We start from the raw sequence: 25766 nt of genomic DNA, 5'->3' as shown, positions 1-25766 counted from the left end.
AGAGGATTGTTTATTGAATGAAAATCTTGCCATGCAAAAAGCTAATCTAGTTGATTTTTTGCTGTAATTGATTTGTAATATGCTGTACTTTATTTAATGACAAATCAAGAGTTTCTGAAATTTGTGGGGCTGTCAAACCTATTTTTATTAATTTAGGGATAGTCTTTAATTTAGTTTCAAGTTGAATATCCTTAATCATCGAATCATCAGTTTGTGTTTTTTGATGATTTGAATCAGGAGTAAATAAATCAGATTCTTCTGATTCCCCCTTTTCTGAATTAGAGCAAAGATTCAAATGACCAATTCGAACTGGATTGACTAACATAGAGTTAGAATTGGCAATTCCCAACCGTTCAACTGTAGCACAAAAATTAGACTTATGTAGATCTTCTCCTAAAACCTCTGATAGGATTTGCCAGAGTTTATATCCCTGATCGGTAGCATGACCTGTGGTACATCCGTAATTTTCTGCGATCTCTGAGTATTTCTGACTGTTGATGACTCCCTTTAAAATTTCAAGTTGCAGACTGTCAAGGTGTTTCCCAGTTTTTTCAAAGACTAACTGATCAATTGACTTCAACACTGCTTCCCATTTCATGTGTTCAGGTTGGCTCCTCAATCTTTACTGATCCATTATTATCCCTAATGATTCGCTATTTTAACATTTTTTAACATTTCTTAACATTTTTCCAGGGTTTTTCCGATTTTTTCCGATTTTTTCCGTGTTGCATAGATTGATACAATCAATTCATAATGTATCCATCTGAAACGAGGCTAAGAAGAATGAAAATAGCAGACGAAGAAGTTTTTGTTTTGAAGCACTCCTATAATCAAGGAAAGTGTATTATCTATGCTCCCCTGAGAAGCTATTTAGCACAAGTACCGGAAGAGATAGGTGAGGTTATTTCTTCGACAGAAGATACACTGCTCAAAGCAACCTTCATAGAACGATTGAAAAATCAACCTCTCCTGAAGATGTCCGACATCTTAGATAATTTACATAATGCCGTACCTGAGTTGGCAATTGCCATTACAGACAATTGTACTTTGCGCTGTGTGTACTGTCATGCTTCAGCGGGGGAAAAGCATAAACAAGCATCCATGAGCAAAGAAGTAGTTGATGCGGTGTTGACTAGCTATTTCAACTTCATTGGTTCCCCAGATGTGATTTCAGTTAATTTTCATGGTGGAGGTGAACCTACTTACGCATTACCACTTTTACAATATACCATAGAAAAAGCAAAAAAAATTGCCGATTCTAGAGGGATAAAAGTTGGGTTTGCCATGCCAACCAATGGTTTTTATGGAGATGAAGTTCGTCAATTTATTGTCGAAAACTTCACCAGTGTTAGTCTTTCATTCGATGGGCCTGCATTTATTCAGAATAGACATCGACCATTACCAAATGGTAATGGATCATTTCAGCAGGTATTTGAAACTGCAAAATACTTCTACAATAGACAATTTCCATTCGCTTTCCGCGCTACGGTGAGTTCATTCAGCCTTCCCCACCTTTTTGAAATTATTGACTTAATTGCTGAAGAATTTCCCGGGAGGTCGATAGGTATTGAGAGTCTCAATCCTTTCGGGAGAGCACTCCAGCCAGAAGTGTTGAATCGGTACTTATGAACTAAGTACAAATGGACACACTAACCCTGTTAAGGGGTAAATTTAACCAGGTGGCACTAGCTCTCTAAACCAGTGTACATAGCTAATTTTTTGACACATAAACGCCTGTAAATATCGCAATTTATCCAATAAAGATTTACCGAACTCTGTCGGTATCTTGAGCATATTTAGAAGTAAATAGGCAATCAGACAACTATAAATCTGGATTTCAATTCCGTTGATATTTTTAGGGATGAGGCGATCTAATTTGAGGTGCATCTTTAAAAATTTCCAAAGCAACTCAATTGACCAACGCAAACGATAAAACTCGGCAATTTCTTCTGAGCTAACTCCTCCTTCTCCCGTCTCGGGTAAGTTCGTTACTAATCGAAACTCAGTCTTTTTCTCTAAGTCGCTAAAACTCACGACTCTAGCTTCAATTTGTTCGCGACCTTGGGCCTAGTAAACAAATGCCATTATCTAGGAAAGTTAAAGTGACATTGTTCCCTAATTCTCAGGACCAAATAACGATCCCTTTACTTTTGTAACAGGGCAATTTTGAATTAGGCTAAAAAAGCCTCTATCCATTTATTCAAACGCCATTAGCTGGAATTGATTCTAGGGGTGTATCGCCATAATTATAGTCATGACCTTGACCAAAATGAAGGAAGAGTCCGCCTGGAATCCCGGTGAAGAGATTTAGACCCGCAAAAAGCTGACTTNGGTGAACTTCTTGATGCCAGAGTAACTTACTGGTGAGAGTGACAATGGTTGAATCTAAGGGAAAAAGTTGTAGCTGATTGGATGGAACCTTATTCTGTTTAAGAAACTGTTGTGTTAGATGAACCCACAATTGATAAAAAATTTGAGGATCGCGATACTTACTGGCTTTAGAAAAGGTGGAAATATCAACAGACTCCCCCATAATATTAAGCCTCTTGAAGAGACTTCTCATACTGGTTTGACTCTGGTCAAGAACAAATTCAAGCCAAATGGAAACGAATTTAAAAGTATTTAAGACGGGATAGTCATCTTGAGGCAAATGACCGAGGCATTGTTTGACAATTTGAGGAAAGTTGGATAGAATCAAGGGATTAGTTTTTTTAAAAAAGTAAGCCCCTATTTTAAAACAATAGGGGCTTTTTGTCAAGTTTTTTACTAACATTCAACACTTCTGCACTCCAGCATAAAGATCCATTGGTTGAACCACCTGACAAAGAAGTATTTGGGCGGATGATTGTAGAAGCATTAAAATATGCAGAAAACAAACCCGTATATGTTTTAAATGCTGCATCCACTGAATACGATATGATTAGACCAGTTTTTTGTTCAAACGTTGGTATTCCCAACTGGACGGTTTCTATCAATGGAGATGTGATAGCGTGTGCTAGAGATAATGCACCGGATGAGTTTGTCTTTGGATATTTCAATAAAGATACCCAAACCATAGTTTTGGATCAGAAAAAAGTTGCTAACCTCCGGCGCATGAACGTCCTAAACTATCCTGAATGTACTGATTGTTTTTGCAAGTATCAATGTGCAGGGGACTGTCCAGATAGACGAATTGATGATAAGTCGGACTGCAACTCTATTCGGGAAATAGGTCGTTATGTATTAAGTCAAAAGCTTGTTGTAGACCCTATTAATTTTAAGGAGAATTAACCCAAAATGAAAACCTCAAAATACAACAATTACTCTCGTAAAAAATCGTCGAAAATTGCCTCAGCATTTCCTCCTGATATTAATCTCAAGAACTTTGGCAATGTTGTGGAAATAGAAGTGGATATGGACTTTAGGTCAAATTTATTTTTTGACTCAGCTTCTGGCTGTGGCGAGCGCGGATGTCAGCGAGTCCAATATTGTTCATGTGACTGTAACCACTGTTCGTTTTTCTAAAATACAACTGACAGATCACCTATTATAAGGACAACATAAATCTGGATCCCATTCGCTAATAGTTGATCGGATCCAGATTTTTTTGGGGCAGCGCAAGCGAAACTGCGGGCTGTTGAGCAGGATTAGGGTTTTTTGATATCAAGAATCAGTCACTTAGTGAACGGTAAAATGTTGGGTTTCGCTGTGGCTATACCCAACCCCTCGCTACCGAAACCCACCAAAGGGAAATCACGATTTCTCTCATCCTCTACGAAGAACCCACCGACCCACCCCCCAAGGCTTTGATATCGCCGTCCTCAATCAACTCGCCCGGTTTAGCCATCCCCCCATTGCCGTGATTGTCCCCCAACCCCTCCCGGAGTGCCGACTCCCGCAATTCCTAGAAAGCGACCCGGATTTGATTGCCAATCTCCTCCAGTGGTTGCAAAACTTGGACAGATAAAAGGCGATCGCTACCGCTTCATCCATCGCCTCGTGCAAGAACACTTCGCTAAACTGGAAATCCAGAAAGAGTAAAACCCAACCAAAGAAAACCCTTTCTCAAAGAAACCCGGTTTCTGGCAACTTGGCTACAATAGTAATCACCCCTTTAGCCCCTCCTCAAGTTAAATCAGTTTAAGGATGAGTTGGCGTCAATCAGGTATAATTAGATATTAATCACAAATCAGAGGGATTCATGCTGAACATACAACTAGACCCCGAAACCGAAGCCCGTTTAGTGGAAATTTTAGTCAAGGAAAAAACGACCAGCGATGAATTGATTAAACGGTTGGTTAAAGAACGCTGGTTGAGTTTACAACCCCGCCAAACGATTGTCGAAAGATTGGGCGGACATCCTGAACATCTGTTAGAAGATGCGCCGCCGGATCTGTCCGAAAGGGCTACTCGCAAAAAGGCGATCGCTGATTATTTGCAAAAGAAACATCCTCAATACGATTTGCAATGACCTACTATCCTGTAATTCTTGTAGATAGTGGAATTCTAGTCGCTTACTACAGTGCTAAAGACCGCTATCATCAACAGGTACGAATCTTCTTTGAAAGATGTACCAGTAACCTAGTCACTACTGTTGGCTGTGCTACTGAGGTTATGTGGCTTTTAAGTTCTAATTGGCGAATACAAAATCTGTTTTTAGAGGCAGTTGCTAAGGGGGTTTTTGAAACAATCCCACTGCTGCCTGAAGATTTTTCCCGCATTGCTGAACTGAATCAGCAATATGCAGATTTGCCTGGAGATTTTGCGGATTTGTCTCTAATTGCGATTTCGGAACGGCTGAATATTCCAGCTATTGCTACTTTAGATAGTGATTTTGATGTGTATCGGCGTTATCGAAACCGAGCTTTTGAACGGGCATTTATCCCTGAATCATAAAGTTATTTTTAGGGTGACTATGATTTCTAGAAGTGAGTTATAAAAACTCAAATCAATGCTTGAGTAACGAGGGCAGATGATGGAAGTTTCAAGAGAATTTGTTGTTTGCATCAAAAACACAGACTATGCCGCTTCCCTAGAAGTTCGCAAAATCTATCAAGTCTTACCGGACTCAAAAGCCAGTCCCTATCAAATGATTCGGGTTGTTGATGAATCCGGGGAAGATTATCTCTATCCTAACGCCTATTTTATGCCCATTGAACTCTCTGCCTCTCTGCAACAAGTTTTAGAAATGTCTTAGGTTGCGTGGAATCAAAGAAAACGAGCTTCTTGGGATTTTGCTACAATAGTATCAACCCTTACCCTCTCCTCAAGATGGCATTCACGAGCGATGCTCCGGTAACTTGGCAATACCTAGACCTTGATGCTCAAAATCAGGCAAGCATTGCCCAGAGTCGCCTTTCAGTTGCCCAATTGATTCAAGAAAAACACGCCCACGGCTGGAGTCCAGAAGAACTGCACTTTCAACACCCAGAAATTTCCCTGGCTGCCATTTATTCTGCCCTCAGTTATTACTACACCTATCAACCCCAGATTGATGCTCAAATTGCCCAACAACAGGAAGAAATCCAGAACCTGCAAGCTGATTTAATTACAATAGGAGTCGGTCATCATACTGCCGATTTTAAACAAAGGCTTCAGCAAAAGAGGAAAAGCTATGAACTTTGAGTATCTGAGAAATCGTGTTTCTGCAATAGTTTCAGGGACTAACCAGAGTTTTGATACAAACCCGGTTTATGATTCCCCACCTTCAAAATAAACCCGGTTGAGCCAATAGCGAGTATAATAAAAACATCACCTGAAAGCTGACTCCAAAACCGATGTCTAATTACCAAGAAATTCTGCATCAAGCTCAAACTCTAACCTCAGATGAGCAAAAACTTCTGTTAAAAGAACTAGCTACCCTAGTTTCTCAGGGTGAACCCTCTCAAGAGGTGCAAAATACTACCGAATCACCCCGACTCAACTTGAATCGATGGCGTGGGTTTCTACCCAAGCGCGTCGATGCTCTGAAATTTCAATTAAAAATTCGACAAGAATGGGATGCCGAATAAATACCTTCTCGATACTAACATCCTGATTTATTATTTTAATAATCAGCCCGAAGTTCAGGATGTATTTGAGGAAATTGACAGCCGACAAGCAGAGGGATTTTACTGTCCAATTACTTGGGTTGAATTGCTTTGTTACCCGGGTCTAACCGAAGAGCAAGCCAATGAAATGCGAGAGTTTTTAAGGCTAATTAACTGCGTATCCTTGACGGAAGCGGTTTTAGATACTGCGGCGATAATTAGGCGAAATTATCGCTTAAAACTGGCTGATGGTATCATTGCCGCTTGTGCTTTAGTCACCGGATGTATTTTGGTCACTCGCAACGTTGATGATTTTAAGCGCATTGACGGGTTAAGTTTATGGAATCCATTTGATAAGTGATGTTGTCAAGAAACCAGGTTGCTGGAAATTTTGCTATAATAGTAGTCACCCCCCCCCTTAGCCCCTCCTCAACTTAAATCAGTTTAAGGATGAGTTGGCGTCCATTAGGCATAATTAAATATTAATCACAAATCAGAGGGATTCATACTGAACATACAACTAGACCCCGAAACAGAAGCCCGTTTAGTGGAAATTTTAGCCAAGGAAAAAACGACCAGTGATGAATTGATTAAACGGTTGGTTAAAGAACGCTGGTTGAGTTTGCAACCCCGCCAAACTATTGTCGAAAGACGTGGGGGACATCCTGAACATCTGTTAGAAGATGCGCCTCCTGATTTATCAGAACGGGCCAATCGAAAAAAGGCGATCGCTGATTATTTGAAAAAGAGACATCCTCAATACGAAGTTAAAATATCCTTCAGTTGATAGACAAAAGGAGGAAACAATGGAAATTGCCACTCAACTCACTGATGAACAAGCTCAAAAACTTGCTTTTATCCAACAGAAAACTAGACAAAATCCAGATGAAATTTTAGCAGCGGCTCTTGACTATTATTATCAACAACTCTTGACTACTTCTACTAATCATCTGGAAAATTTTAGTAGAATTGGCTTTATTGGTTGTATTGAAGCCGAACCTGACTTAGCTAAAAACTGCGAATCCATCTTAATGCAGGAAATTCGGACTGAACAATGATTATTGTTGATACTGGCTTCTGGGTTGCCTTAGCCAACAAAAATGATAACTACCATGAAGCAGCTAAACAAACTTTCGGTCAATATAATGAACCTTTGATAACCACCTGGTGTGTTGTAACCGAAACTTGCTACTTTCTACAAGGTCGTCGGGGAGTTCAATCTTCAGTTACCTTTATTAATGCCATGTCTGAGGGATTATTTCAAGTTTTTGAAATTAAGCCTTACCATGTTTCTAAGCTCAAAGATTTGATGAATAAATATCGCGATGTTCCGATGGATTTAGCAGACGCATCCCTAGTTCTGTTAGCAGAAGAATACAAAACCGGACGAATTTTATCATTAGACATTAAAGATTTTAGTATTTATCAATGGAATAATAAAAATTATTTTGAGAATCTTTTCATGTTTTAACATCAAAGCAAAACCTGCCTAATTAATACCATAGATGCAAGTTTATTCACCCAACAATTGCCCAGAGTTGCGTTTCAGTTGCCCAACTGATTCAAGAAAAACACGCCCACGGCTGGAGTTTATTCAGTACATTTATCAGCAAACCTATCGGGTGTCAGAATTTCTATGGATTTAAAAGGATTTAACACTAATAAATCTAAATCTCCTGTAATGATGAGATTAGCACTACCACTAACAGCCAATTCTAAAAATTTATTGTCTTTTTTATCTCTGCAAATTGTGATTGTTTCTGTAATCTTGACCAATTGGCAGGAATTGATGAATTTAATTAAAAACAGTTGCCTTTCTTCCGGAGAAAGGTATTTATCAAACTTGGGACGATTCAGAACTTGCCCTAATTCACTTAAAGTTGCTTCAGAGTATAAAATTATTCCTTGTTCTTCCGCTAACTCTAACGCCCGAAATGGAACTGATGATTTAAACAGTAAAGCACTGATTAACACATTGGTATCAATGACAAATTTACGGGTCATTGTCATCGTCTAAAATATCTTGTAAAATTTCTGGTGTTAAGCCTCGTTGTTGTGCTTTGTCTGAAATTTCTGCCATCACCTCAGTTAAACGCTTGTCATATAAATTTCCTCGTAAAAATAACTGAACAATATGACTTAACTGTTTCTGGATTTCCGGGTTAGCCTGTTCAAATGCCGCCTTAATCTCTTCATCAACTTGAAGAATAATACTAGCCATAGTTTTCTTGTCAATTGGCAATTTAGAGTTTGACAAAATTATAGCACCATATCACCCCCCCGTTTAACCATCCCCCCGTTAGGGTGGTTGTCCCCTAACTCCTCGCGCTCGTGGCGACTGCCGCAATCCCTAGAAAGGGACCCAAAAATACGATTTGCCATGACCTACCCAAATTGATGCTCAAATTGCTCAAGAACAGGAAGAAATCCAGAACCTGCAAGCTGATTTAATTACAATGGGAGTCGGTCATCATACTGCCGATTTTAAACAAAGGCTTCAGCAAAAACGGCTAATGGGCGAAGACAAATTTTTTTTTAACGGCAGTTTACTAATACTTAGCTTATGAAAATTACAGCAATTATTCATCCAGCAGAAGAAGGTGGCTATTGGGCAGAAGTTCCAGCATTTCGGGGTTGTATTACCGAGGGAGATACTATAGAAGAGGTTCGGCAAAATTTACAAGATGCCGTTCAGGGGTGGCTCACTGTTGCGAATAATAGCCTAAACAGAATAGACCCAACAGATGAAATTGTGGAAATTACTGTATGAAGTCTATTTGAGGAAAACAACTTTGTAAAATTTACGACACCAACAGATTTATTGACTACTTGGCTGACGAAGCGGCAATCTTGCCATTTTTCTCAGAATCATTTATCAGACAAAATGAGGTGATTATTTCCTGTATTGTGCGAATTGAGTTGCTGAGTTTCCCAGAATTATCCAATGAGGAAGAAGCGGTCATTGCTGATTTGTTAATGCAGTTTGAACAAGTCCCCCTACTGCCCCAAACTGAAGATCGCACTATTCAATTACGGCGACATCACCGCCTCAAACTTCCCGATGCCTTGACTTCTAACTTTGGGTCTTAACTTATCAAGGTTGGGGGTTTATAGGACTCCCTTGACTCTCCAGTGAGGAGGAGACTTTATCTTAAAACTAGCAAGGTAAAGTCAGGAGGAAGCGATGGAAGAATCAATCTTACGCTTAGAGGGAATGTCCTGTGCGACCTGTGCGGGTCGTATTGAGCGCGTAATCAGCGATGTTGTTGGGGTTGAGGATTGTCAGGTCAATTTTGCGGCAGAACAGGCTAAGGTCCGCTATAACCCAGCACAAACGACCCTCAATGCTATTCAAGGGGCTGTGAGTCGGGCGGGATATCAGGCTTTTCCGATGAAACCAATGGGTAGGGAGTTGGATGAGGAGGAAAAGGCGCGGCAAGAAGCCCAACGACGGGAACTTATCCAGAAACTGGTGTTGGGGGGAATTGTTAGTGGGGTTTTGATGTTTGGTGGCCTGCCGATGATGACGGGGTTACATTTGCCTTGGATTCCCATGTGGTTACATCATCCCTATCTTCAGTTGGTGTTAACGACTCCGGTGGTGTTTTGGGTGGGACAAGGGTTCTTTATCGGGGCGTGGAAGGCGTTTAAACAGAATAGTGCAGATATGAATACCCTAGTGGCGCTGGGGACGGGGACGGCCTATCTTTATTCGTTGGTGCCGACGTTTGCCCCTCATTTATTTATACAGCAAGGGTTAGCGCCGGATGTTTACTATGAAATTAGTGCCATGGTGATTACGTTGGTGCTGTTGGGGGGGTTTCTGGAACATCGGGCGCGGGGGAAAACTTCGGAGGCGATTCGTCAGTTGTTGGGACTGCAAGCGCGGACGGCTAGGGTGATTCGAGGGGGACAGGTGGAGGATATTCCGGTGGAGGAGGTGGAAGTCGGCGATCGCATTTTAGTCCGGCCAGGGGAGAAAATCCCGGTGGATGGGCAGGTGGTGGAAGGGGCTTCTACGGTGGATGAGGCGATGGTGACGGGGGAAAGTGTCCCGGTGCAGAAACAAGCGGGGGATGAGGTGATTGGGGCGACGTTGAATAAAACCGGGAGTTTCCAATTTACGGCGACTCGGGTCGGACGGGATACGGTTTTAGCCCAGATTGTCCAGTTAGTCCAGGCCGCCCAAGGTTCAAAGGCCCCCATTCAACAATTAGCGGATCAGGTGACGGGGTGGTTTGTTCCGGTGGTGATGGCTATTGCTATTCTGACCTTTGTGATTTGGTTTTGGGCGATGGGCAACCTGACTCTGGCCACCCTCACCACTTTAGGGGTTTTGATGATTGCTTGCCCCTGTGCTTTAGGTTTGGCTACTCCGACTTCGGTTATGGTTGGCACGGGGAAAGGGGCGGAATATGGGGTATTAATCAAGGATGCGGGGAGTTTGGAAGTGGCCCACAAAATCCAGACGATTGTTTTGGATAAAACCGGAACCCTTACGGTGGGTCAGCCGATGGTACGTCAGTTTCAAACGGTGACGGGAACCGCCGATGGCCATGAGATTAAGCTGTTGGGCTTGATGGCGGCGTTAGAAAATCAATCAGAACACCCCTTAGCGGAGGCGGTGGTCAAATATGCTAAAAATCAAGGAATCGGGGGGGATTTGCCCAAGGTAGAGGGCTTTGAGGCTATTGCTGGGAGTGGGGTACAGGGTCGCGTGAATGGGGTTCGGCTCCAGATGGGCACCTGGCGCTGGTTGAGGGAGTTGGGCTTAGATTGTGACCGCCAGACCCCCCAAAATGAGCCGTTAAGCCGTCTCGCTGAACGCTGGGAGTCGGAGAGTCAAACGGTGGTTTGGGTGGCCTTGGAGGGTCAGGTAGAGGCTATTGTGGGCATTGCTGACGCTTTAAAACCTTCGTCCTCGGCGGTGGTGAAGCAGTTGCGGAAAATGGGGTTGGAGGTGGTGATGCTGACGGGGGATAATCAAAAAACGGCTGATGCGATCGCCCAACAAGCCGGAATTTCCCGAGTCTTTGCCCAAGTGCGCCCGGATCAAAAATCCGCTATTATCCAACAGTTACAAGAGGAGGGAAAATGGGTGGCAATGGTGGGGGATGGTATCAATGACGCGCCCGCTTTAGCCCAAGCGGATGTAGGGATTGCCATTGGGACGGGAACTGATGTTGCGATCGCCGCTTCCGATATTACCCTGATTTCTGGCGACCTCCAAGGCCTGATCACCGCCATTCAACTTAGTCACGCTACCCTCGGCAATATTCGCAGTAATTTATTTTTTGCCTTCATTTACAACGTGGCAGGGATTCCCATTGCTGCCGGGGTTTTATACCCCTTTTTCGGTTGGTTACTCAACCCCATTGTCGCAGGGGCAGCCATGGCATTCAGTTCTGTTTCTGTGGTCATGAATGCCTTACAGTTACGGCATTTTAAACCCAAGATATGATAATTTAGCTCAAAAATTATGAATTTCAAGCGAACTTTTTTCCCAACGGCTATCACGTTGATTCTCCTCTTAACTAGCCCCTCCCCCGGTCAAACTAAAATGGATCATTCCACCCCACCGAAAGACCCAACCTTTGAACAAATCGAACAGCCTTTAGTCTTAAAATTAGCTGTTACCGCCGGGGGATTAGGATTAATTGGGTTAGAACTCTGGTGGTTTTTAGTGAAGGATAAAACTAAGACACCGTAACTCTGGATTCTCATACCAATTTCATTTGAGTAACAAGGTCATAAAATGCCGGAGAGTAAGGACTCATTTTGTTGAATCCATTGGTAAATATCTAACAAAGTTTGTCGGGCGGAATAAGCAGGATTCCAGCCCGTTTTTTCTTTCATTTTACAGGCATCTGTAATAAATAAGGGAACATCGCCCTCCCGTTCTGCTAAAACCCCTTCAATGGGAATCTGATGACCTGTAATTTCTGCACAGATTTGAGTTGTTTCTAATAAGGAAAGACTCACATCTAGCCCTCCTCCTACATTTAAAACATCTCCATCTAATTCAGCAAAATGTTCCAGTTGATACTGCACTAAGTTAAATAAATCATTCACATGAAGTAAGTCTCGAACTTGTTTCCCCGTTCCACCATAACCAATATAGCGCAGGGATTTTTTAAAGTAGTGGGCAGCCATCCAAAAGGTAAAAACCCCTTGGTCTACTTTCCCCATTTGCCAGGGCCCAGTAATCACCCCACAACGGTTAATAATGGCTTTTAAACCATAAGCATGGCGGTATTCTTCAATGAGTAATTCTGACGCGAGTTTGGTCGCACCGTACAGGGAACGCGCCCCCGTTAGGGGAAATTCTTCGCTAATTCCTTGGGGAGAAATGCCGGGATAAGGTTGTTTTTCTGCCAGTTGAAAGCGGGTTTCTGTTTCAATCAGATTGAGTTGCTTAATCGGTTCAATGGGATAAACGCGACTGGTGGATAAAAAGAGTAAACGGGCTGATAGTTTGCGGGCTAGTTCTAAGATGTTCATTGTGCCGATAAGGTTGGTTTGTAGCACGTATTGGGGGGAACTAAATCCCGCTAATACAGAGGGTTCGGCGGAACAATCAATGATAGTATCAACGGCTAAGATGGCGGGATCTAAATCTGCTTCGCTGCGAATATCTCCATGAATAAAGTCAATATTAGCGGCTTTGAAGCGAGGGAGATTTAGTTCTGAACCGCGCCGTCTGAGGTTATCTAAACAGATAATATGCGCGTCAGGATATTGTTGTTTGAGGTTAAGGGCGAGGGAACTTCCGATAAAGCCAGCACCGCCTAGAATTAGAATTTTTTCGCTCATGATGTTTGGGGAATTTTTAATAACTTGACTGGGGTTTAGTTTGACGATTTATGAGAACTTATGGGAGATTGAGCGATGGGGTTTCTGCTGCGGTGATAGTCTCCTCCCGATAGTTTTTGTTCTAAGAAGATGGAGAGGACAATAAAGAGGTAACGACTGCCCATTTCTTTGATTTTGAGTTTGGAAACTCCCGCTTTGCGGTTGTGCCAAGTAATGGGAACAATGGTGTAGGAGTAGCCTCGGACGATGGCTTTTAGGGGCATTTCTACGGTGAGGTTAAAGTGATGGGAAAGTAAGGGCGAAATGCCTTGAATGACTTCTTTCCGGTAGGCTTTAAAGGCGTTGGTGGTGTCGTTGTAGTCGAGTCCAAAGAGGACTTTAACAAACCAGTTGGCTAAACGGTTAATTAGGAGTTTGTGGGTGGGATAGTCTACAATTTTGCTGCCTTGGATGAAGCGCGAACCAAAGACGCATTCATAGCCTGCTTGCAGTTGTTCGTAGTAGTCTATAATATTATCGGGACTGTCCGAACTGTCGCCCATGTAGACAATAACGGCATCCCCTTGAAAGTTTTCGACTCCACACCGGACGGCAAAACCAAAACCGTTGGGGTAGTAGTTATTAATGTAACGAACGCGGGGGTTTTCTTGGTGCAGTTGTTGCAGGATTTGTTCTGTGCGATCGCGGCTGTTATCATTGACTACTAAAATCTCATAGTTTAAGTCTGCTTCCTCTAGGCGCTGGCTGAGTTTGTGGACGGTGGGGCTAATACTTCCTTCCTCGTTATACGCTGGAATAACGATAGAAAGAAGATCGACGGGGGGGAGGGAATCGGGACGTTCTGCACGGGGTCCAGAGGCAACGAGGGAGGGGGCGAGGGCTTCGGGATAGTGGAAATGCGATCGCCTTAATTCTGGTAGAATGCGATCGCTCACCAGATAATTCAAAATCCCCCCAAAAATCGCCCCGGCAAGGGTATTTACCCCATAATGTACCCCCCAATAGTTCAACAGGGGAAAAATCAGCAAAATCCGCCCCAATAAAGCCGCCCCATGAGAGATATGGTAGAGGGGGATTTGCTTGAGCAACACATCCTGAATCTGCCAATTTCCCCCTGACCACACCAACAAACGATAAGCCAAAAAACCAAACAGTAAGGACACTTCTACAGCCACCAAATTGGCTATATTCCCATCCCATTGTAATTGTTCAATCAGGACAGAGATTAAGACCAAATTAAACGCAGTGCTTAAACTCGCTGCACCCAAAAACTTTAAGCGACCATTAGCTGGAGATGACATAATTTGCCTAATTTATTCAATGATTAAAACATCATAAGGTTTACGAGCAATACTTTGAAATTCTCGACCAAATACTTGTAATCGTGGGTAGTCCGGTAATTCATCAGGAATATGCCAAGCCTGTTTAGTCCCAATAATCCAGACCATATCTGGTGGTTTTTGGGCGACAGAACTCGGCAAGAAGAAAACCGAACCGCTCGAAAACTCCCAGCCTACTGACCCTTCAGGAATATCATAGTCAAAGACAAACCTTGCCGCAATACTATCAACCCAGTAGGCTGTATTGGGATGAGCTTCGACAAACTCTTTAGCTTCTTGTACGCTTGTAGAGACAGTTCTATCTTGGAAGAAGAGTGTGAGAAACGTGGGACTGTAATTAATGAAGACAATAACGGCCGCCATTAATCCTAGAATTTTTCGAGAAATTGCCGGGAGAGTAGATTTCGATAAAAGAATGATCACACAGACCCAACAGAAAAAATTAAAATTTGTTCCCAAGACATTAGAATAAGCAATTAGCATTGTTCCTAATGAAATATTGCTAATCACTAAAAATCCTTTGATTAAATTTTCCTGTTTTTTATAATTGATTAAAACCAAGATTTCTACAGCAAGCAATAAACCGTAAAGACTGCCGTAAATCATTTTTCCAGCCCCTATAGAAATTTGCCAAATAATACTTGGGATTAAGTTACTAATCGGTTGGCGACGGAGGGAGGCACACCAAGATAAATCAGAGAGAAAACGAGACAATTCAAAGTTGATACTGAGTAAAAGAATAAAAAATGTAAATAAAACAGCTAACCCCCAAATCATTGAGGTATAAAATAGATGCTTTTTAAGCGTCACTGGAGCGTCTTTGATTGACCAAAAGTTGCGGATCAGAATCCCTAAACCAAACGGGATTGCTATTACCATATTAACGGGTAAGGAAAGAATACTTGAACCTAAACAAACAAACCCGAAAAAATAGGCGAGATATTGATCATAGGAAATCAGCCATAAACCTAGGGCTAAAAAAGCCATGGAGATCCCATCTTGGCGTAACCCAAAACCAAACATAAATAGACCGTAACAAAGGGTAATCGCTAAGGGAGTAAACCACGGAAATTTATATCTTTTGAGCAAAAGGGCTAAGAAAACAGAAAAGACAAAGTAACAGAACACCTGAAAGGCTAAAAGACTAGCGGTATTTACGCCAAATAGTTGAAGCCAAAAGCCCAAAATATGAGAATGAAAGGGAGGCTGAACATAGAATCGGTCAATCGCTCTATCTGACCACAAGGCTAATAATGGATTAACAAAATTTCCCGTTTTAGCTAAGTTTATAGCAGCCCCAATAAAGAATAAATCATCATCCATAGGAGGAGGAAATCCTAGGGCATAAAAAACCAGCCAAAACAAGGGAATAGGGGTAAAAACTTGAAAATAGTAGTTTTTGATAATGGACTTAAAATTTTGAAAAGGGATCAGTTTTGCTTGAATCATAAAATTAGATCCTGATGTAATTGATAAGGAATCCCGTGATGATTGTTGGGGGAAATCATGAATCAGTTAAGGAATGAGAAGAATTTTATGAGGTTGGGCGGCAATACTTTTAAAACGACGACCTAGTAATGTCAATCTAGGATAATCTGGTAACTCGGGAACGTGCCATGCTTGCCTACGGGAAATAATCCAGACCTCATTTTCAGACTTATCCGCGAGGGAAGTTGGAGGCCCCATTGCGGGTTCTCCTGAAAATTCCCAACTCACGGCTCTAGGGGGTAATTTATAGTCAAAAATATAACGAGCAGAAATTCCATCTATAAAATAGGTTTTTTCTGGGTTGTTAGCCACATAATCAACAATTTCAGCAATCGTTTCTGGGGGATCTAGTCTATGATCGACAAACACTAGGTTTAAGAGAGTTGAACTGTAATTAATTAATAACAAAAGAAAAGCGATACAACAGAGGATTTGGCGATGAAGGGCTTTTAGGTCTAGTTTATTTAAGGTTAGAATAATACTCACCCAAAGCAGGAAATTAATATTAGAGGCTAAGGTGTTGGCATAGGTGATGAGTCCCAAGATTATCGCTAGCAGCAAACTTAGCAAGACACAATATAACTGTTTGGGGGTTGTTTTCCGTTTTATAAACAATAATCCGGCGAAGAAAATACTAAAAATATAGAGTCCTCCATAGGTGATTTTTCCATACCCTCCTGTAACAATAAAAATCAAGTTAGGTATAATACGGGAGATGGGGGAACGTCGTAGGTCAGAGTGCCAACCGAGATCGGCAAAAAAGCGCGCCAGTTCAAAGTTAATACTGAGTAAAAATAGGAGAAAAACTATAACAATTGCACTCAGCAGCATCAACAGCCTTGGAGTGACATACTGCCGGATTAAGATTGAGGATTTTTGGGTCATAAAGTTACGGATTAGGATAGCCCAAGCTAAAGGGGTGGCATAGGCAATATTAACTGGAGAAGAAAGGACGGAAAGACCTAAAATTGTAAAACCAATTAGGTAATAAACCACTTGATCGGTTAAAAGATAATATAACCCGGCCATCAATAAGGCGGTGGCAAAGGCATCTTGTCTTAGCCCTCCGAACAGCAGCCACAGTGCAGCACAGAGGATAATAGCCCAAGACGCTAAAGGGGAAAATTTTAACTTTCGTAGGGTTAAGGCTAGGAAAATTGAAAAGCTGCTATAACAGAAGAACTGGAAGAGGAGAAAACTGCGAGTTGTGATGCTAAAAATTTGTAACCATAGGGCAAGAGCGTAGGAATAAAAGGGGGGTTGAACATAGAATCGGTCGATGGTTTGTTCAGCCCATTGGGATAGAAATGGGTTGACAAAATTTCCTGTTTCTGCAAGGTGAATGCCAGCCCCAATAAAGAAGAGATCATCATCGCCGGGCAAGGGATAACCTAGGGCATACAGAGATAACCAAAATAACACAATTGGGGTTAAAACAGTAAAGCTAAATGTTTTGAAGAAGGGAAATTTAAGGTCAGATAACGCCATTGAATATTTACAGATTAAGGGCTAAAAAGAGTCGCTATAATTTTAGCTTGTTTGGGTAAGCTATGGTCTTGATACCAACAATGGGCTTGGTGGGCGATCGCTTCTCCTTGAGTGAAGGATAAGCTAACTTGCTCTGGGTGGGCGTGCCAGTAGTCCTGCATGGCGGTTAGGTGATCTTCGGGTTGCTGTTGGGGTAAGGTTAACACGGGAATTAAACCATGAGCGCAGTAGGCCGCAAATATGGTAGACTTAGCGAGGTAGGCTGGGGGAGGTGTGCTTAGAAATCCGGCGATCGCATCCTGCATGAGTGCGCTAATTTTCCCGGCATCTAGCACCCCCCACGGTCGCACTGTCACCCCATTAACGCAAGGTAGGGGAAAATCTAGGGGAACGCCAATATCTTCAATTTCGGTGATCTCCAGTGCCTGGCAAACGCGCTCTAATTGGGCGAAATCCCGCTCATAGGCGAGGGTTCTGCTGTTACGATGACCAAAGACTATCATCCGTCTCGTTCGTTGGTTTAAGGGGGTTAAATGGGGGGGTTCTCCGATGGTGGAGAAGACGGGGAGGGAGGAGATGGGGGAACTTTGGGCAGGGTGTAAGGCTTGTAAACGCTGGGCATAGGCTTGTTTACTGGTTAGGGTGCGATCGCTCAGTTGCACCAAACGACGCGCTACCCGTTTTTGCAGGGGAGAGTACCAAAAGGAACTACTCCAAGGGGGGCCGTGATCATAGGCATAGAGTTCATGAAAAAAGGTCACTAAATACCCCCCCTGTTGTCGCCACGTTTTTAACCCTTTTGCTAACCAATTAGGACATCCTCGTTGTGCATAACCATAGCCAGAATATTGGAGTAAAATCTGCTCTGTATCTTCTAACAAAACACCGAGACTTTTAGCAGAACGTTCCGACACAGCCCTGACGGAAAAATCCTCTATGTTTGGCGTTCCTTGCCAATTGGCATCTCCCACTACAAAGCGGGTGTTAATGTGCCAATCTTGCTTTAATTGTTGAGCCAAATAGAGGGCGTAATCTCCCAAACCATCGACTCCCGGAGGTAACGTCGGCACAATTTGCACTAAGGTTTTCATCCCGCTTTCCTCTCCTCGGATTTAATCCTCACGACGCATTAACCAGAATTCTTGATCAATACTGGTATAAGACATAAATAAATAGTTTAAATCTACTTCTGACTTCAGGTGTTTATGTACCCGATATTTAGCATAGATTTCTGGGTACATTCTCGCTAGCTCATCTCGTTCATTAGGTCGTAAAACAATCCATGTCGGTTCTAACTGAGCAATCAAATAGTATAAATTGTTATCCTCCGGTGGCACATTCTCTAAAACCTGCCGAGAAGTATGGGACGTTAAACCGGGAAAATCCCACAGTAATCCCCTTGAATAATAGCCAATGTAGCCGGAAGATTCAGAGGTAATAGCTTCTCCGGGTTGAATGACTTGACCTAAATATTCTCCCAACGGTCTACGCACTTGATTCTCAATTGATTGTACACGCTGTTCTAAGGGAAAGGTAAAGGGAATATGGAAAGCATAGGCGAGAGAAAGAACAATCGCTAAACCTCGCTTAACCTGCCATGACGCTTTACCTAAGCGATGAATTCCAAGGCCAGCACAGAGAACCAAAAAAGCCGTAAAGGGGGGTAAATACCAATCAAAATAGAAAGGAAAAACAAAGAGAACTCGGTAAACTAAATAAATGCCTAAATAGCCAATGATGGGGTAAAACTCAAGGGAACGACGCTTAGTCCAAATGCCAATCAAGGCTAACGTAACAAAAATGAAAGCAAAGATGATGGCATAACGAAAGCGAATTGGAGGATCAATAATAATGGCGGAATTAACATTATAGAGAGGGGTTAACATCTTCCAAGTTTGCAGTCGGTGCATATCCAGTCTTACCCCAATCCAGTGCATCCATTCAGCTAACTTGGAGGAATGTTCTGTCAGTTGATCCTGAAAATAAAACCCAGCTTTTGCTTTAATGGGATTCGGCACAGGAGAACCATAATAAAGCAAGGTAAAGATTAACCAAGGCAGGGTAACAAGAAAGGCAATAATACCCGAATTTCTAGCAATTTTCCAGTTATAGACACCCAGAAAAAATAACGCAGGGGCAACCCACAAAACAAAATCAGGACGGGCTAATAACGCTAAACCTAAACAAATTCCACTGGGAATAGTTGCCCGATTTATAACATAAAAAGCCCCCGCCACAATAATGGCAACGGCGACTTGAGTTTCCATGCCTGCCATTCCATAAAAAATGTGCTGATAATCACAGGCTAAGAACACTAAAACAAATAAGCTTGACCACTGATCAAGGTTATATTTTTGACCAATAGAATGGGCATAAATTAACGTCAAAACACTAGCAATCACTGAACAAAGTTTCAGGAAAAATATACCCGATCCTGAAACTGTTACCTCTGCTACTAAAGGAATCAGAACAGAAAGAACAGAGGTAAAACCGTGAATGGGAGGTTCTCCCGCGTGATGGGTTAAACCAATTCCCTCGGCCGCACTCATGGCGTGGGTTGTGGTAATTAAGGCATCTTCCCAGGTTCGATCGGTATAAATCCAAAAAGTAAGGCGAACAGATACGGCTAAAAAGAGGCCAATGGTTAACGCCCAATTTACTTTAAGATAGATTAAGAGATTGTTGAGTAAATGAGCCGATTTTAAAGTTTTAAATGAATGTATATTCATGGTAAAAAATAGGGGATGGATTGAGATCAAAATAATAATTGATTGTACCGAGCATAATTTAAAACCTCATCGGGTGTATAAATTTTGTCTCGTTGTCCTAACTCTTTGCCTAAACTATGATAGCAAGACTCATAGCCCCATTGGTCATCATGTTGAGCTTGAGAGGCAAAACTATCACCTAGCAAGACTAGGGTAGGAATAGAAAACGCGGCGGCGGCGTGCATCATCATGCTAGAATTACACAGGACAAGCTGAGACAGGGCTGTTAGTGCAAAGGTTTCTCGTAAGGTCATTTTCCCGACTAGGTTAATCGTGTTAGGGGCAGATGAACTGATTTTTTGGGCGGCTAGAATATCTCCTTTTCCGCCAATGAGGATGATTTTAAGACTATCACGTTGGGCTAGTTCTCGGACTAATTCAATATAATAATCCAACGGCCAACATTTGGCTTCTAAACCAGATCCTGCGGCTACAATAACACGCTGTTGGGATTCTGTAGCAACCTCAGACCATTTTTTCTCACCCTCGGCTTTTTCCTCGCTGGTTAAAAAGAGTTGGGGGCGACATTGGGGTAAGTCTTGCACTCCTAAAAGTTCGGCAAAGCGCAAGGCAGAACGCCCCACTTGTTCACGTTCATTATACTGGACATATTGCTGCATAGCCTGATATCCTCCGGCATACCCTTTAACCCCCAAACGATAGGGAATTTTAGCCCGAAGTAAGAGGAAAGCCCCCCAATAGCTGCCAAAAATATCAATCCCGATAGTAAATTTTTGTTGGCTGAGTTTTGCCACTTCTGGGGAGGTAAAAATATAAGTAAAAATATCGGTTATTTTTTGCTGGGGAATGACGCGATTAAACCAAGGGGCATTGATTAGGATAATTTCGCTAATGTGGGGGTTATGTTGAACAATCTCTGTCGCCCAGTGTCCTATTCCTAAAACAATTTTGGTTTGAGGAAATTGTTTTCTTAGTGCGTCAAGTAGTGGGGTAATAATGAGTAAATCGCCTAAGTCATTGTTGCGTAAAATAAAAATTGATTCAGGGTGTTCTAATGGGTCTTCTGGCAAGTGAGGAACGGCTTGTCTTCGCTGATAAAATAGCAAAAGACCATCTAATATTTTAGCTAAAATAATTTGATAAATTAAGTAAATTGTGCGTTTAAATTTGCTCATTTCTAATAAATCCTCCTCTAATACCTTGTTCCGGGTCACGCAGTCTAATATCATCGTGGGTTAGAAAGGGGCTACAAGGGAGAGGAGTTGCCCAACATTGATCGGGAGTTGACCAAAATCCGATTTCTCGTTCCCATAAATAGTTCGGGTTCATGGTGGTATATTCCACATCATTAACCGTTTCAGTGATTAATTGTTCGGAGGGTAAGGTGGGTAAAGGAGGGGGGAGAATCCAGTTAAAGCCAGCAAAGTAGGTCGGTATCATTCTAATCTGTACAATGCTGACTAAAATCAGGAACATTATCCAGTAGAATTTATCACTGATTTTAGGAGAAAATACATAAGCAACTAAGGTTAAAATAAGGGTAGAAACAAAGACCAAAACTAGAGTAGAGGAAACCCCTAACCAGAGGTTTGTGGTTAAAACAATGATCAGAAAGGAGAAAGCCTTTACTGGTTTTCTATGCTCAAAAGCGAGAGCAAGAGAAAAGGCGGGGATGATAAAAAGATAGCCTAAGCCAATTCTTAAAGATGGACTACCATAAAGCATATATAAAGTGCCTAAACTCCCTAAACTGATTATATATTTTTGTCCGTTGATAAAGATTTTATCTTGCTGCCATAACCGATAAAGAAGGTAGAGAAAAACTAGGGAACAAAGGATTAAAAAGGTGGCTTGTCGTTGGTCAATGAGCCACGGAATAACCCAATCCCACGGTTCCGCGTCGGGGGGTTGGTCGGGGGGACACAACCAACGCGCACAGTTTTGGATGACTTTAGCGGATTGACGGGCTGTTTCTGTGCCGACGGACCAAGGGAAGACATTAACACAAAAGAGGGGGGCTGGATAGAGGGGACAACCGGAGGTAATCAGACCATAACTGAACATGGGAAATAACAGGATAAGACTGGTTATTATGCCTGTAAATAAGCGTTTTAGGCTAAAGGTGTTAAAGAATAGGTAAAAGACAAAGCTGGTGAGAAATAAAACCATGCCTGTGAGTTTAATGGTCAGTCCTGCGGCGGCTAAAATTAGAACGATTAGACTGGCATCAATGACGGTTTTTTGCGGGGGTTTGGGGGCTTGACTCAATAGGAGAATTAACCAAGGAACAAGGATAGATAGACCTAATAGCGGCACGTCTGGGGAGGGGGATATGGGGAGACTGAACCAGATATAAATGGGTAGGCAAATGAGGGTTGAGATGAGTAAGAAATAGTCAACAAATTGATGGTTTTTTCGCCAAATTCGTTCGAGGGCTATGATGCCTTGGGCGAGGCAAAGAATGAGGGCAAATCCTCCGGTTGTGGCGGCTAAATGGGTGCCAATCGTGGGTAAATTAAAGGGGGTGGCTAGGGCTAACCAAGAGGAGGGATAACCGAAGGTGTAGGAAAGGAGGGCTAATCCGAAGACGGTGCCATGTTCGGATAGCCATTGAATGACGGGAAAATGATAAAGTCCGGTGTCGTAAGCGGTGACGGGTTGGGCATTGAAGAGGGCGATTATTACGCCGATTATACTGTAGATTAGGATTCTTTTAAGGGATAGATGGGTGGGGAGTTTGTAGAGTTCTTGGCGTGTGTTTTTGTTCTGTAGGGCGGCTAGAATTAGGAGGAGGGCAACGACACCACCGACGAGGGGGGAGAGGGGGAGGAGGAGGGAAGTGGCGAGGAGGGAAATCCCTAGGAGTGTGATTCCTAACCAAAGGGCGAGGATGGTGCGATCGCCGAATCGAGCTATACTGACGGCATGAGTGCGCTGGAGTACCCCAGTGCCAATAATCCAGCTAATACTTCCTAAAATGAGCCACAGGCAAAAGAGAACAAACATGGTAGATAACTAATTTAGCAGGAATTTAGGAGATGGGGGCTTTTCCCCAACGTTGCTCGATGTGGTTTAAAATGCGGGTTAAACGGGGGAAAATGGGGGCATCTTGGCGAAGTTTCCAGAGGTAAATCATGGCATATTTAAGCGCATTGGTATAACTGCGTTTAAAGTACAAATTAAAGCACAAACTGGCGTAGAGATAACTTTCTAAAATGGTAGCATTGTAACGAGTAATGGTCATTTCATCCCCGTAGTGTTCAATGTAAGCGTTAGGGATACATCGGGAACGAAAGCCATGATAGTATAAATAAGCTCCAAATTCTAAATAACTAGAACCATAACGATAGTCTTCTAACATGGCTAAACCTTGGTCAAAAATTACGCGAGGATAGATGGTTGAACCATCGGCAATTCCCCAGTTATCATCGAGGTTTTCAATGGTCATCCCGACTCCCGATTTACAGAGTTGATTCGCTCGGTGGGCTGTGGCACAATATTCTCCATTAATATAGCCAATTTCTCCCGTTGTCCAGATGGAAAAAGGATCTTGTTCTAGGGCTACTAAACATTGTGCCAGATGACCGGGGGGTAAGATATGATCATCATCCATTGTGCGGATATGGGTGCCGAGACAAGCGAAAGCAACGTGATTCCGATTGGCATATAATCCCCTACCGGGGCCAGGAATATAGCGACAATGCCAATGTTCTGCGATCGCCTGGGTGGTGCTACGATGGTCAGGATCGGAGTCATCTGAGACGACTATCTCATAAGGTTGGCAATTTTGCGATCGCACAGTTTCCAGACAGCGATTGAGAGACTCAGGACGATTCCGCGTCACTAATGCAATACTTAGTTTAACTCCAGTTGAACTCATCCCATCGCTTCCAGACGGCACTGATAAACATATAACATATCCCGGGCAATTTTTTCCCAAGCAAATTGTTCCATTAATTCCCATCCCTGACGCTGTAATTCCTGATAACTCCCCTCATCATATTGCAAAATTTCAATAATTTTTTGACTGAATTGTTGCCCATCTCCCACAGGCACTAAACTTGTCTCTTGCAGAGAGGCTAAAATATCCTTCGGTCCGGCTACATTATAGGCCACAGTTGGTAAACCAGCCGCCAGTTTTTCTAACACCGCAAAGCCAAAACCCTCTAAATAGCTGGGGAATGCTCCCACCGTACAATCCCCTAATAATTTAGGCAATTGTTCACTCTCATACTGGGGAATCACTTTCAGCCAAGAAACCCGACTCATTTCTAAATCCTGTAATACTTTTTCCTCACTTAATCCTGTGCCTAAAAAGACGAATTCAACCGACGGAATTTGTGCGCGAATTTCCCGGATAATCCCCCCCCAATCTTGCGAACCTTTCCGATACCCCCACGTCCCAATAAACGCCACTTTCGGATGAGATAAGCGTAGAGAAACAGGCTGTATCGCCGCTTTTAATACCTCTCGTCGTTCTTGAGATAGTCCAAAGGGAAAGACTACCGTTTTCTCAGCAAAGGTTTCTAAATAGTCTAATTCTGTAGCATTAGGCAGATTAATTATATCGCAATACTGAAAGCTTTTGTGACAGTTCATCACTTCTCGATAATTGCGCCATCGTAATAATTGATTCCACAGACGAACCTTGAAGCGAGAGGGCGGAAACCGTCGCGCTGCGGCACATTCAAACTGAAAATAGAGTTCATGAAGTCCCACAGAACGACTTATCCATAGTCCCTGAAAATTAAGCTTTTCTTTGGGTAACGTTAAGTTGCCTTGATGCGCGTCAATTATATCAAAATGATGACCGTAGCTTTGAATAAATTTATTGGCTTTAACCGCAAAATCCGGTCGAGTTATCGTCTCCCATGCTGTGCCTTTAAACTGAGGAAAGGCATCCTCAAAGGCAAACTTTTCCACCTGATGCCCCAGTTTCATCAATTCATCGGCTAGTTCAATTTGTACCCGTGAACCGCCTAGGTTTCGATTCCAGGGCATATGGAGCATCATCAGGATTTTAAGCGGTCTTTTCATGGGCTTAAAGGGTTAGAATAAAAACTCAAAGTTACCCCAAAATTTATGGCGAACCGGGGTTACATAATGACGTAAAATAACATCCTTTTGTCGCGCATATTGATCTAAATAAATAAACTCGTCTTCTCGACCCATAATATAATGTTGAGAGGGTAAAGCTCTAGCACAGTCTTGGTGCATTGTCAAGTGAACAATGGTTTGTTCTGTAAAATAATTGGGTTCTTCTGGAAGGTTTAAAAAACGCTCTATTCCCTCAGTCCAATCCGGTGCTTTTTTAAATAAAATAAACCCCCCATTGATGGGATTTTCTGCCTCTTGGGGGTGGTGGATGAGGCGAAAATCAAAGGCAGGATTGGAGTCTGGTAAATAGTAGGAATGGCAGGCTGAGGACTCAATTAGGGGGATTAACGCGCTGGCACCGGGGAAAAAGAGAATATCGGAATCGGTGTAAATACTAACGGTATGGTGGGGGATAGAAAGCAGAGTCGCTAACTTTTTCCCCATTGATTGAATCTGAGCGTAGTGGTAAACTTTAGCCGGGAGTTTAGTTCCAATAAACTCGTTTAAGGGGATAATTTTGACGCAGGGATGAATCTGTTGCAATAACTGGCAACTCTTGGCGCTATAACCATCTGAGATAATAATAAACTGTTCAGGAATCCCTACATGGTTTAAGAAAGAACGTAAACTCACCACTTGTTCCGGGAAATCTCGCTCACAGGATAAGGCATAAACAACAGCCTTAATTTTTGGGGTTTGTGTGATGGGCTTTTTGACGATTTGGGGGATAATTTTTTGATAGAGGGAACGAGTTAGTTTCCCTTGGAGTCGTGCTGCACGATAGGCAAAGTTTACCATGTTAA

At 42.5% G+C, this 25766-nt stretch carries 30 protein-coding genes and 1 pseudogene; 16 read left to right on the top strand and 15 right to left on the bottom strand.

The window, feature by feature from the left end:
• Positions 1-46 precede the first annotated feature (46 nt).
• Positions 47-598, bottom strand: coding sequence for a helix-turn-helix domain-containing protein (locus tag SPI9445_RS0102215; protein WP_017303083.1), 552 nt, complete (start codon positions 596-598; stop codon positions 47-49).
• 185 nt (positions 599-783) lie between these two features.
• Between SPI9445_RS0102215 and SPI9445_RS0102210 the strand changes: the two genes are divergently transcribed.
• Positions 784-1629: a radical SAM protein gene (locus SPI9445_RS0102210; protein WP_017303082.1), complete on the top strand. Its 846-nt coding sequence runs from the start codon at positions 784-786 to the stop codon at positions 1627-1629.
• Between the two features lie 42 nt (positions 1630-1671).
• Here the strand turns inward: SPI9445_RS0102210 and SPI9445_RS31860 are convergent.
• Positions 1672-2695: pseudogene (locus tag SPI9445_RS31860) on the bottom strand (transposase).
• Between the two features lie 110 nt (positions 2696-2805).
• On the opposite strand from SPI9445_RS31860, the gene SPI9445_RS0102195 reads away from it, so the two are divergent.
• The 11 genes from SPI9445_RS0102195 to SPI9445_RS0102145 all read left to right on the top strand — a co-directional run bounded on the left by SPI9445_RS0102195 (position 2806) and on the right by SPI9445_RS0102145 (position 7479).
• Positions 2806-3270, top strand: a complete 465-nt coding sequence (locus SPI9445_RS0102195; protein ID WP_164674453.1) for an SPASM domain-containing protein — start codon at positions 2806-2808, stop codon at positions 3268-3270.
• 415 nt (positions 3271-3685) lie between these two features.
• Positions 3686-3946, top strand: a complete 261-nt coding sequence (locus SPI9445_RS31855) for an NACHT C-terminal alpha/beta 1 domain-containing protein (RefSeq protein WP_420329805.1) — start codon at positions 3686-3688, stop codon at positions 3944-3946.
• 234 nt (positions 3947-4180) lie between these two features.
• Positions 4181-4450 (top strand): hypothetical protein, encoded by a 270-nt coding sequence (locus tag SPI9445_RS0102185; protein WP_017303079.1) that lies wholly within the window; start codon positions 4181-4183, stop codon positions 4448-4450.
• Positions 4447-4875, top strand: coding sequence for a type II toxin-antitoxin system VapC family toxin (locus tag SPI9445_RS0102180; RefSeq protein ID WP_026079467.1), 429 nt, complete (start codon positions 4447-4449; stop codon positions 4873-4875). Before SPI9445_RS0102185 ends, SPI9445_RS0102180 begins: the two co-directional genes overlap by 4 nt.
• Before the next feature lie 76 nt (positions 4876-4951).
• A complete protein-coding gene (locus SPI9445_RS0102175; RefSeq protein WP_017303077.1) occupies positions 4952-5176 on the top strand; it encodes a hypothetical protein in 225 nt (74 codons plus the stop codon).
• A gap of 74 nt (positions 5177-5250) precedes the next feature.
• Complete coding sequence (locus SPI9445_RS0102170; RefSeq protein ID WP_017303076.1) at positions 5251-5604, top strand: DUF433 domain-containing protein; 354 nt, start codon at positions 5251-5253, stop codon at positions 5602-5604.
• A gap of 152 nt (positions 5605-5756) precedes the next feature.
• A complete protein-coding gene (locus SPI9445_RS0102165; RefSeq protein WP_008055509.1) occupies positions 5757-5990 on the top strand; it encodes a hypothetical protein in 234 nt (77 codons plus the stop codon).
• Complete coding sequence (locus tag SPI9445_RS0102160) at positions 5980-6369, top strand: type II toxin-antitoxin system VapC family toxin (protein WP_008055511.1); 390 nt, start codon at positions 5980-5982, stop codon at positions 6367-6369. The genes SPI9445_RS0102165 and SPI9445_RS0102160 overlap by 11 nt, the downstream gene beginning before the upstream one ends.
• Positions 6370-6513: 144 nt before the next feature.
• Complete coding sequence (locus tag SPI9445_RS0102155; RefSeq protein ID WP_026079466.1) at positions 6514-6795, top strand: hypothetical protein; 282 nt, start codon at positions 6514-6516, stop codon at positions 6793-6795.
• A gap of 19 nt (positions 6796-6814) precedes the next feature.
• A complete protein-coding gene (locus SPI9445_RS0102150) occupies positions 6815-7066 on the top strand; it encodes a hypothetical protein (protein ID WP_017303074.1) in 252 nt (83 codons plus the stop codon).
• A complete protein-coding gene (locus SPI9445_RS0102145; RefSeq protein WP_017303073.1) occupies positions 7063-7479 on the top strand; it encodes a type II toxin-antitoxin system VapC family toxin in 417 nt (138 codons plus the stop codon). The genes SPI9445_RS0102150 and SPI9445_RS0102145 overlap by 4 nt, the downstream gene beginning before the upstream one ends.
• A gap of 119 nt (positions 7480-7598) precedes the next feature.
• On the opposite strand, the gene SPI9445_RS0102140 is transcribed toward SPI9445_RS0102145, so the two are convergent.
• Positions 7599-8012, bottom strand: a complete 414-nt coding sequence (locus tag SPI9445_RS0102140) for a putative toxin-antitoxin system toxin component, PIN family (protein WP_017303072.1) — start codon at positions 8010-8012, stop codon at positions 7599-7601.
• Positions 8002-8229 (bottom strand): hypothetical protein, encoded by a 228-nt coding sequence (locus SPI9445_RS0102135; RefSeq protein ID WP_017303071.1) that lies wholly within the window; start codon positions 8227-8229, stop codon positions 8002-8004. The genes SPI9445_RS0102140 and SPI9445_RS0102135 overlap by 11 nt, the downstream gene beginning before the upstream one ends.
• A 342-nt stretch (positions 8230-8571) precedes the next feature.
• On the opposite strand from SPI9445_RS0102135, the gene SPI9445_RS0102125 reads away from it, so the two are divergent.
• The 4 genes from SPI9445_RS0102125 (at position 8572) to SPI9445_RS0102110 (ending at position 11718) form a co-directional block, all read left to right on the top strand.
• Positions 8572-8778 (top strand): type II toxin-antitoxin system HicB family antitoxin, encoded by a 207-nt coding sequence (locus SPI9445_RS0102125; protein WP_017303069.1) that lies wholly within the window; start codon positions 8572-8574, stop codon positions 8776-8778.
• Positions 8779-8807: 29 nt separating this feature from the next.
• On the top strand, positions 8808-9098 hold the full coding sequence (locus SPI9445_RS24015) for a PIN domain-containing protein (protein WP_164674595.1): 291 nt from the start codon (positions 8808-8810) through the stop codon (positions 9096-9098).
• A 94-nt stretch (positions 9099-9192) separates the two neighbouring features.
• Positions 9193-11469 carry a heavy metal translocating P-type ATPase gene (locus SPI9445_RS0102115; protein ID WP_017303067.1) on the top strand — a complete coding sequence of 759 codons (2277 nt, stop codon included), beginning with the start codon at positions 9193-9195 and terminating at the stop codon, positions 11467-11469.
• A gap of 18 nt (positions 11470-11487) precedes the next feature.
• Positions 11488-11718: a hypothetical protein gene (locus tag SPI9445_RS0102110; protein WP_017303066.1), complete on the top strand. Its 231-nt coding sequence runs from the start codon at positions 11488-11490 to the stop codon at positions 11716-11718.
• Positions 11719-11756: 38 nt separating this feature from the next.
• Here the strand turns inward: SPI9445_RS0102110 and SPI9445_RS0102105 are convergent, their stop codons facing one another.
• The 11 genes from SPI9445_RS0102105 to SPI9445_RS0102055 all read right to left on the bottom strand — a co-directional run bounded on the left by SPI9445_RS0102105 (position 11757) and on the right by SPI9445_RS0102055 (position 25761).
• Complete coding sequence (locus SPI9445_RS0102105) at positions 11757-12821, bottom strand: NAD-dependent epimerase/dehydratase family protein (protein WP_017303065.1); 1065 nt, start codon at positions 12819-12821, stop codon at positions 11757-11759.
• Between the two features lie 35 nt (positions 12822-12856).
• Positions 12857-14122: a glycosyltransferase gene (locus SPI9445_RS0102100; RefSeq protein ID WP_017303064.1), complete on the bottom strand. Its 1266-nt coding sequence runs from the start codon at positions 14120-14122 to the stop codon at positions 12857-12859.
• A 12-nt stretch (positions 14123-14134) separates the two neighbouring features.
• Positions 14135-15610, bottom strand: coding sequence for an ArnT family glycosyltransferase (locus SPI9445_RS0102095; protein WP_017303063.1), 1476 nt, complete (start codon positions 15608-15610; stop codon positions 14135-14137).
• Positions 15611-15676: 66 nt separating this feature from the next.
• Entirely contained in the window at positions 15677-17137 is a 1461-nt protein-coding gene (locus SPI9445_RS0102090; protein WP_017303062.1) for a glycosyltransferase family protein, read from the bottom strand.
• 14 nt (positions 17138-17151) lie between these two features.
• Positions 17152-18228 (bottom strand): hypothetical protein, encoded by a 1077-nt coding sequence (locus SPI9445_RS0102085; RefSeq protein ID WP_017303061.1) that lies wholly within the window; start codon positions 18226-18228, stop codon positions 17152-17154.
• Between the two features lie 21 nt (positions 18229-18249).
• Entirely contained in the window at positions 18250-19866 is a 1617-nt protein-coding gene (locus SPI9445_RS0102080) for a hypothetical protein (protein WP_164674452.1), read from the bottom strand.
• A 26-nt stretch (positions 19867-19892) separates the two neighbouring features.
• Entirely contained in the window at positions 19893-21041 is a 1149-nt protein-coding gene (locus tag SPI9445_RS0102075; RefSeq protein ID WP_017303059.1) for a glycosyltransferase family 9 protein, read from the bottom strand.
• Complete coding sequence (locus SPI9445_RS0102070; protein WP_017303058.1) at positions 21028-22872, bottom strand: DUF8201 family protein; 1845 nt, start codon at positions 22870-22872, stop codon at positions 21028-21030. Before SPI9445_RS0102070 ends, SPI9445_RS0102075 begins: the two co-directional genes overlap by 14 nt.
• A gap of 25 nt (positions 22873-22897) precedes the next feature.
• Entirely contained in the window at positions 22898-23746 is an 849-nt protein-coding gene (locus SPI9445_RS24010) for a glycosyltransferase family 2 protein (RefSeq protein ID WP_017303057.1), read from the bottom strand.
• Positions 23743-24903: a glycosyltransferase family 4 protein gene (locus SPI9445_RS24005; RefSeq protein ID WP_071525253.1), complete on the bottom strand. Its 1161-nt coding sequence runs from the start codon at positions 24901-24903 to the stop codon at positions 23743-23745. The genes SPI9445_RS24010 and SPI9445_RS24005 overlap by 4 nt, the downstream gene beginning before the upstream one ends.
• 12 nt (positions 24904-24915) lie before the next feature.
• The gene (locus SPI9445_RS0102055; protein ID WP_017303055.1) at positions 24916-25761 is read right to left on the bottom strand and encodes a hypothetical protein; all 846 of its coding nucleotides are present in this window, start codon (positions 25759-25761) and stop codon (positions 24916-24918) included.
• Positions 25762-25766 lie beyond the last annotated feature (5 nt).

The organism is Spirulina subsalsa PCC 9445 (genome assembly GCF_000314005.1).
Taxonomy (GTDB): Bacteria; Cyanobacteriota; Cyanobacteriia; order Cyanobacteriales; family Spirulinaceae; genus Spirulina_A; species Spirulina_A subsalsa.
The sequence above is the reverse complement of the archived record's forward strand: the minus strand, read 5'-3'. Positions and strand labels throughout refer to the sequence as shown.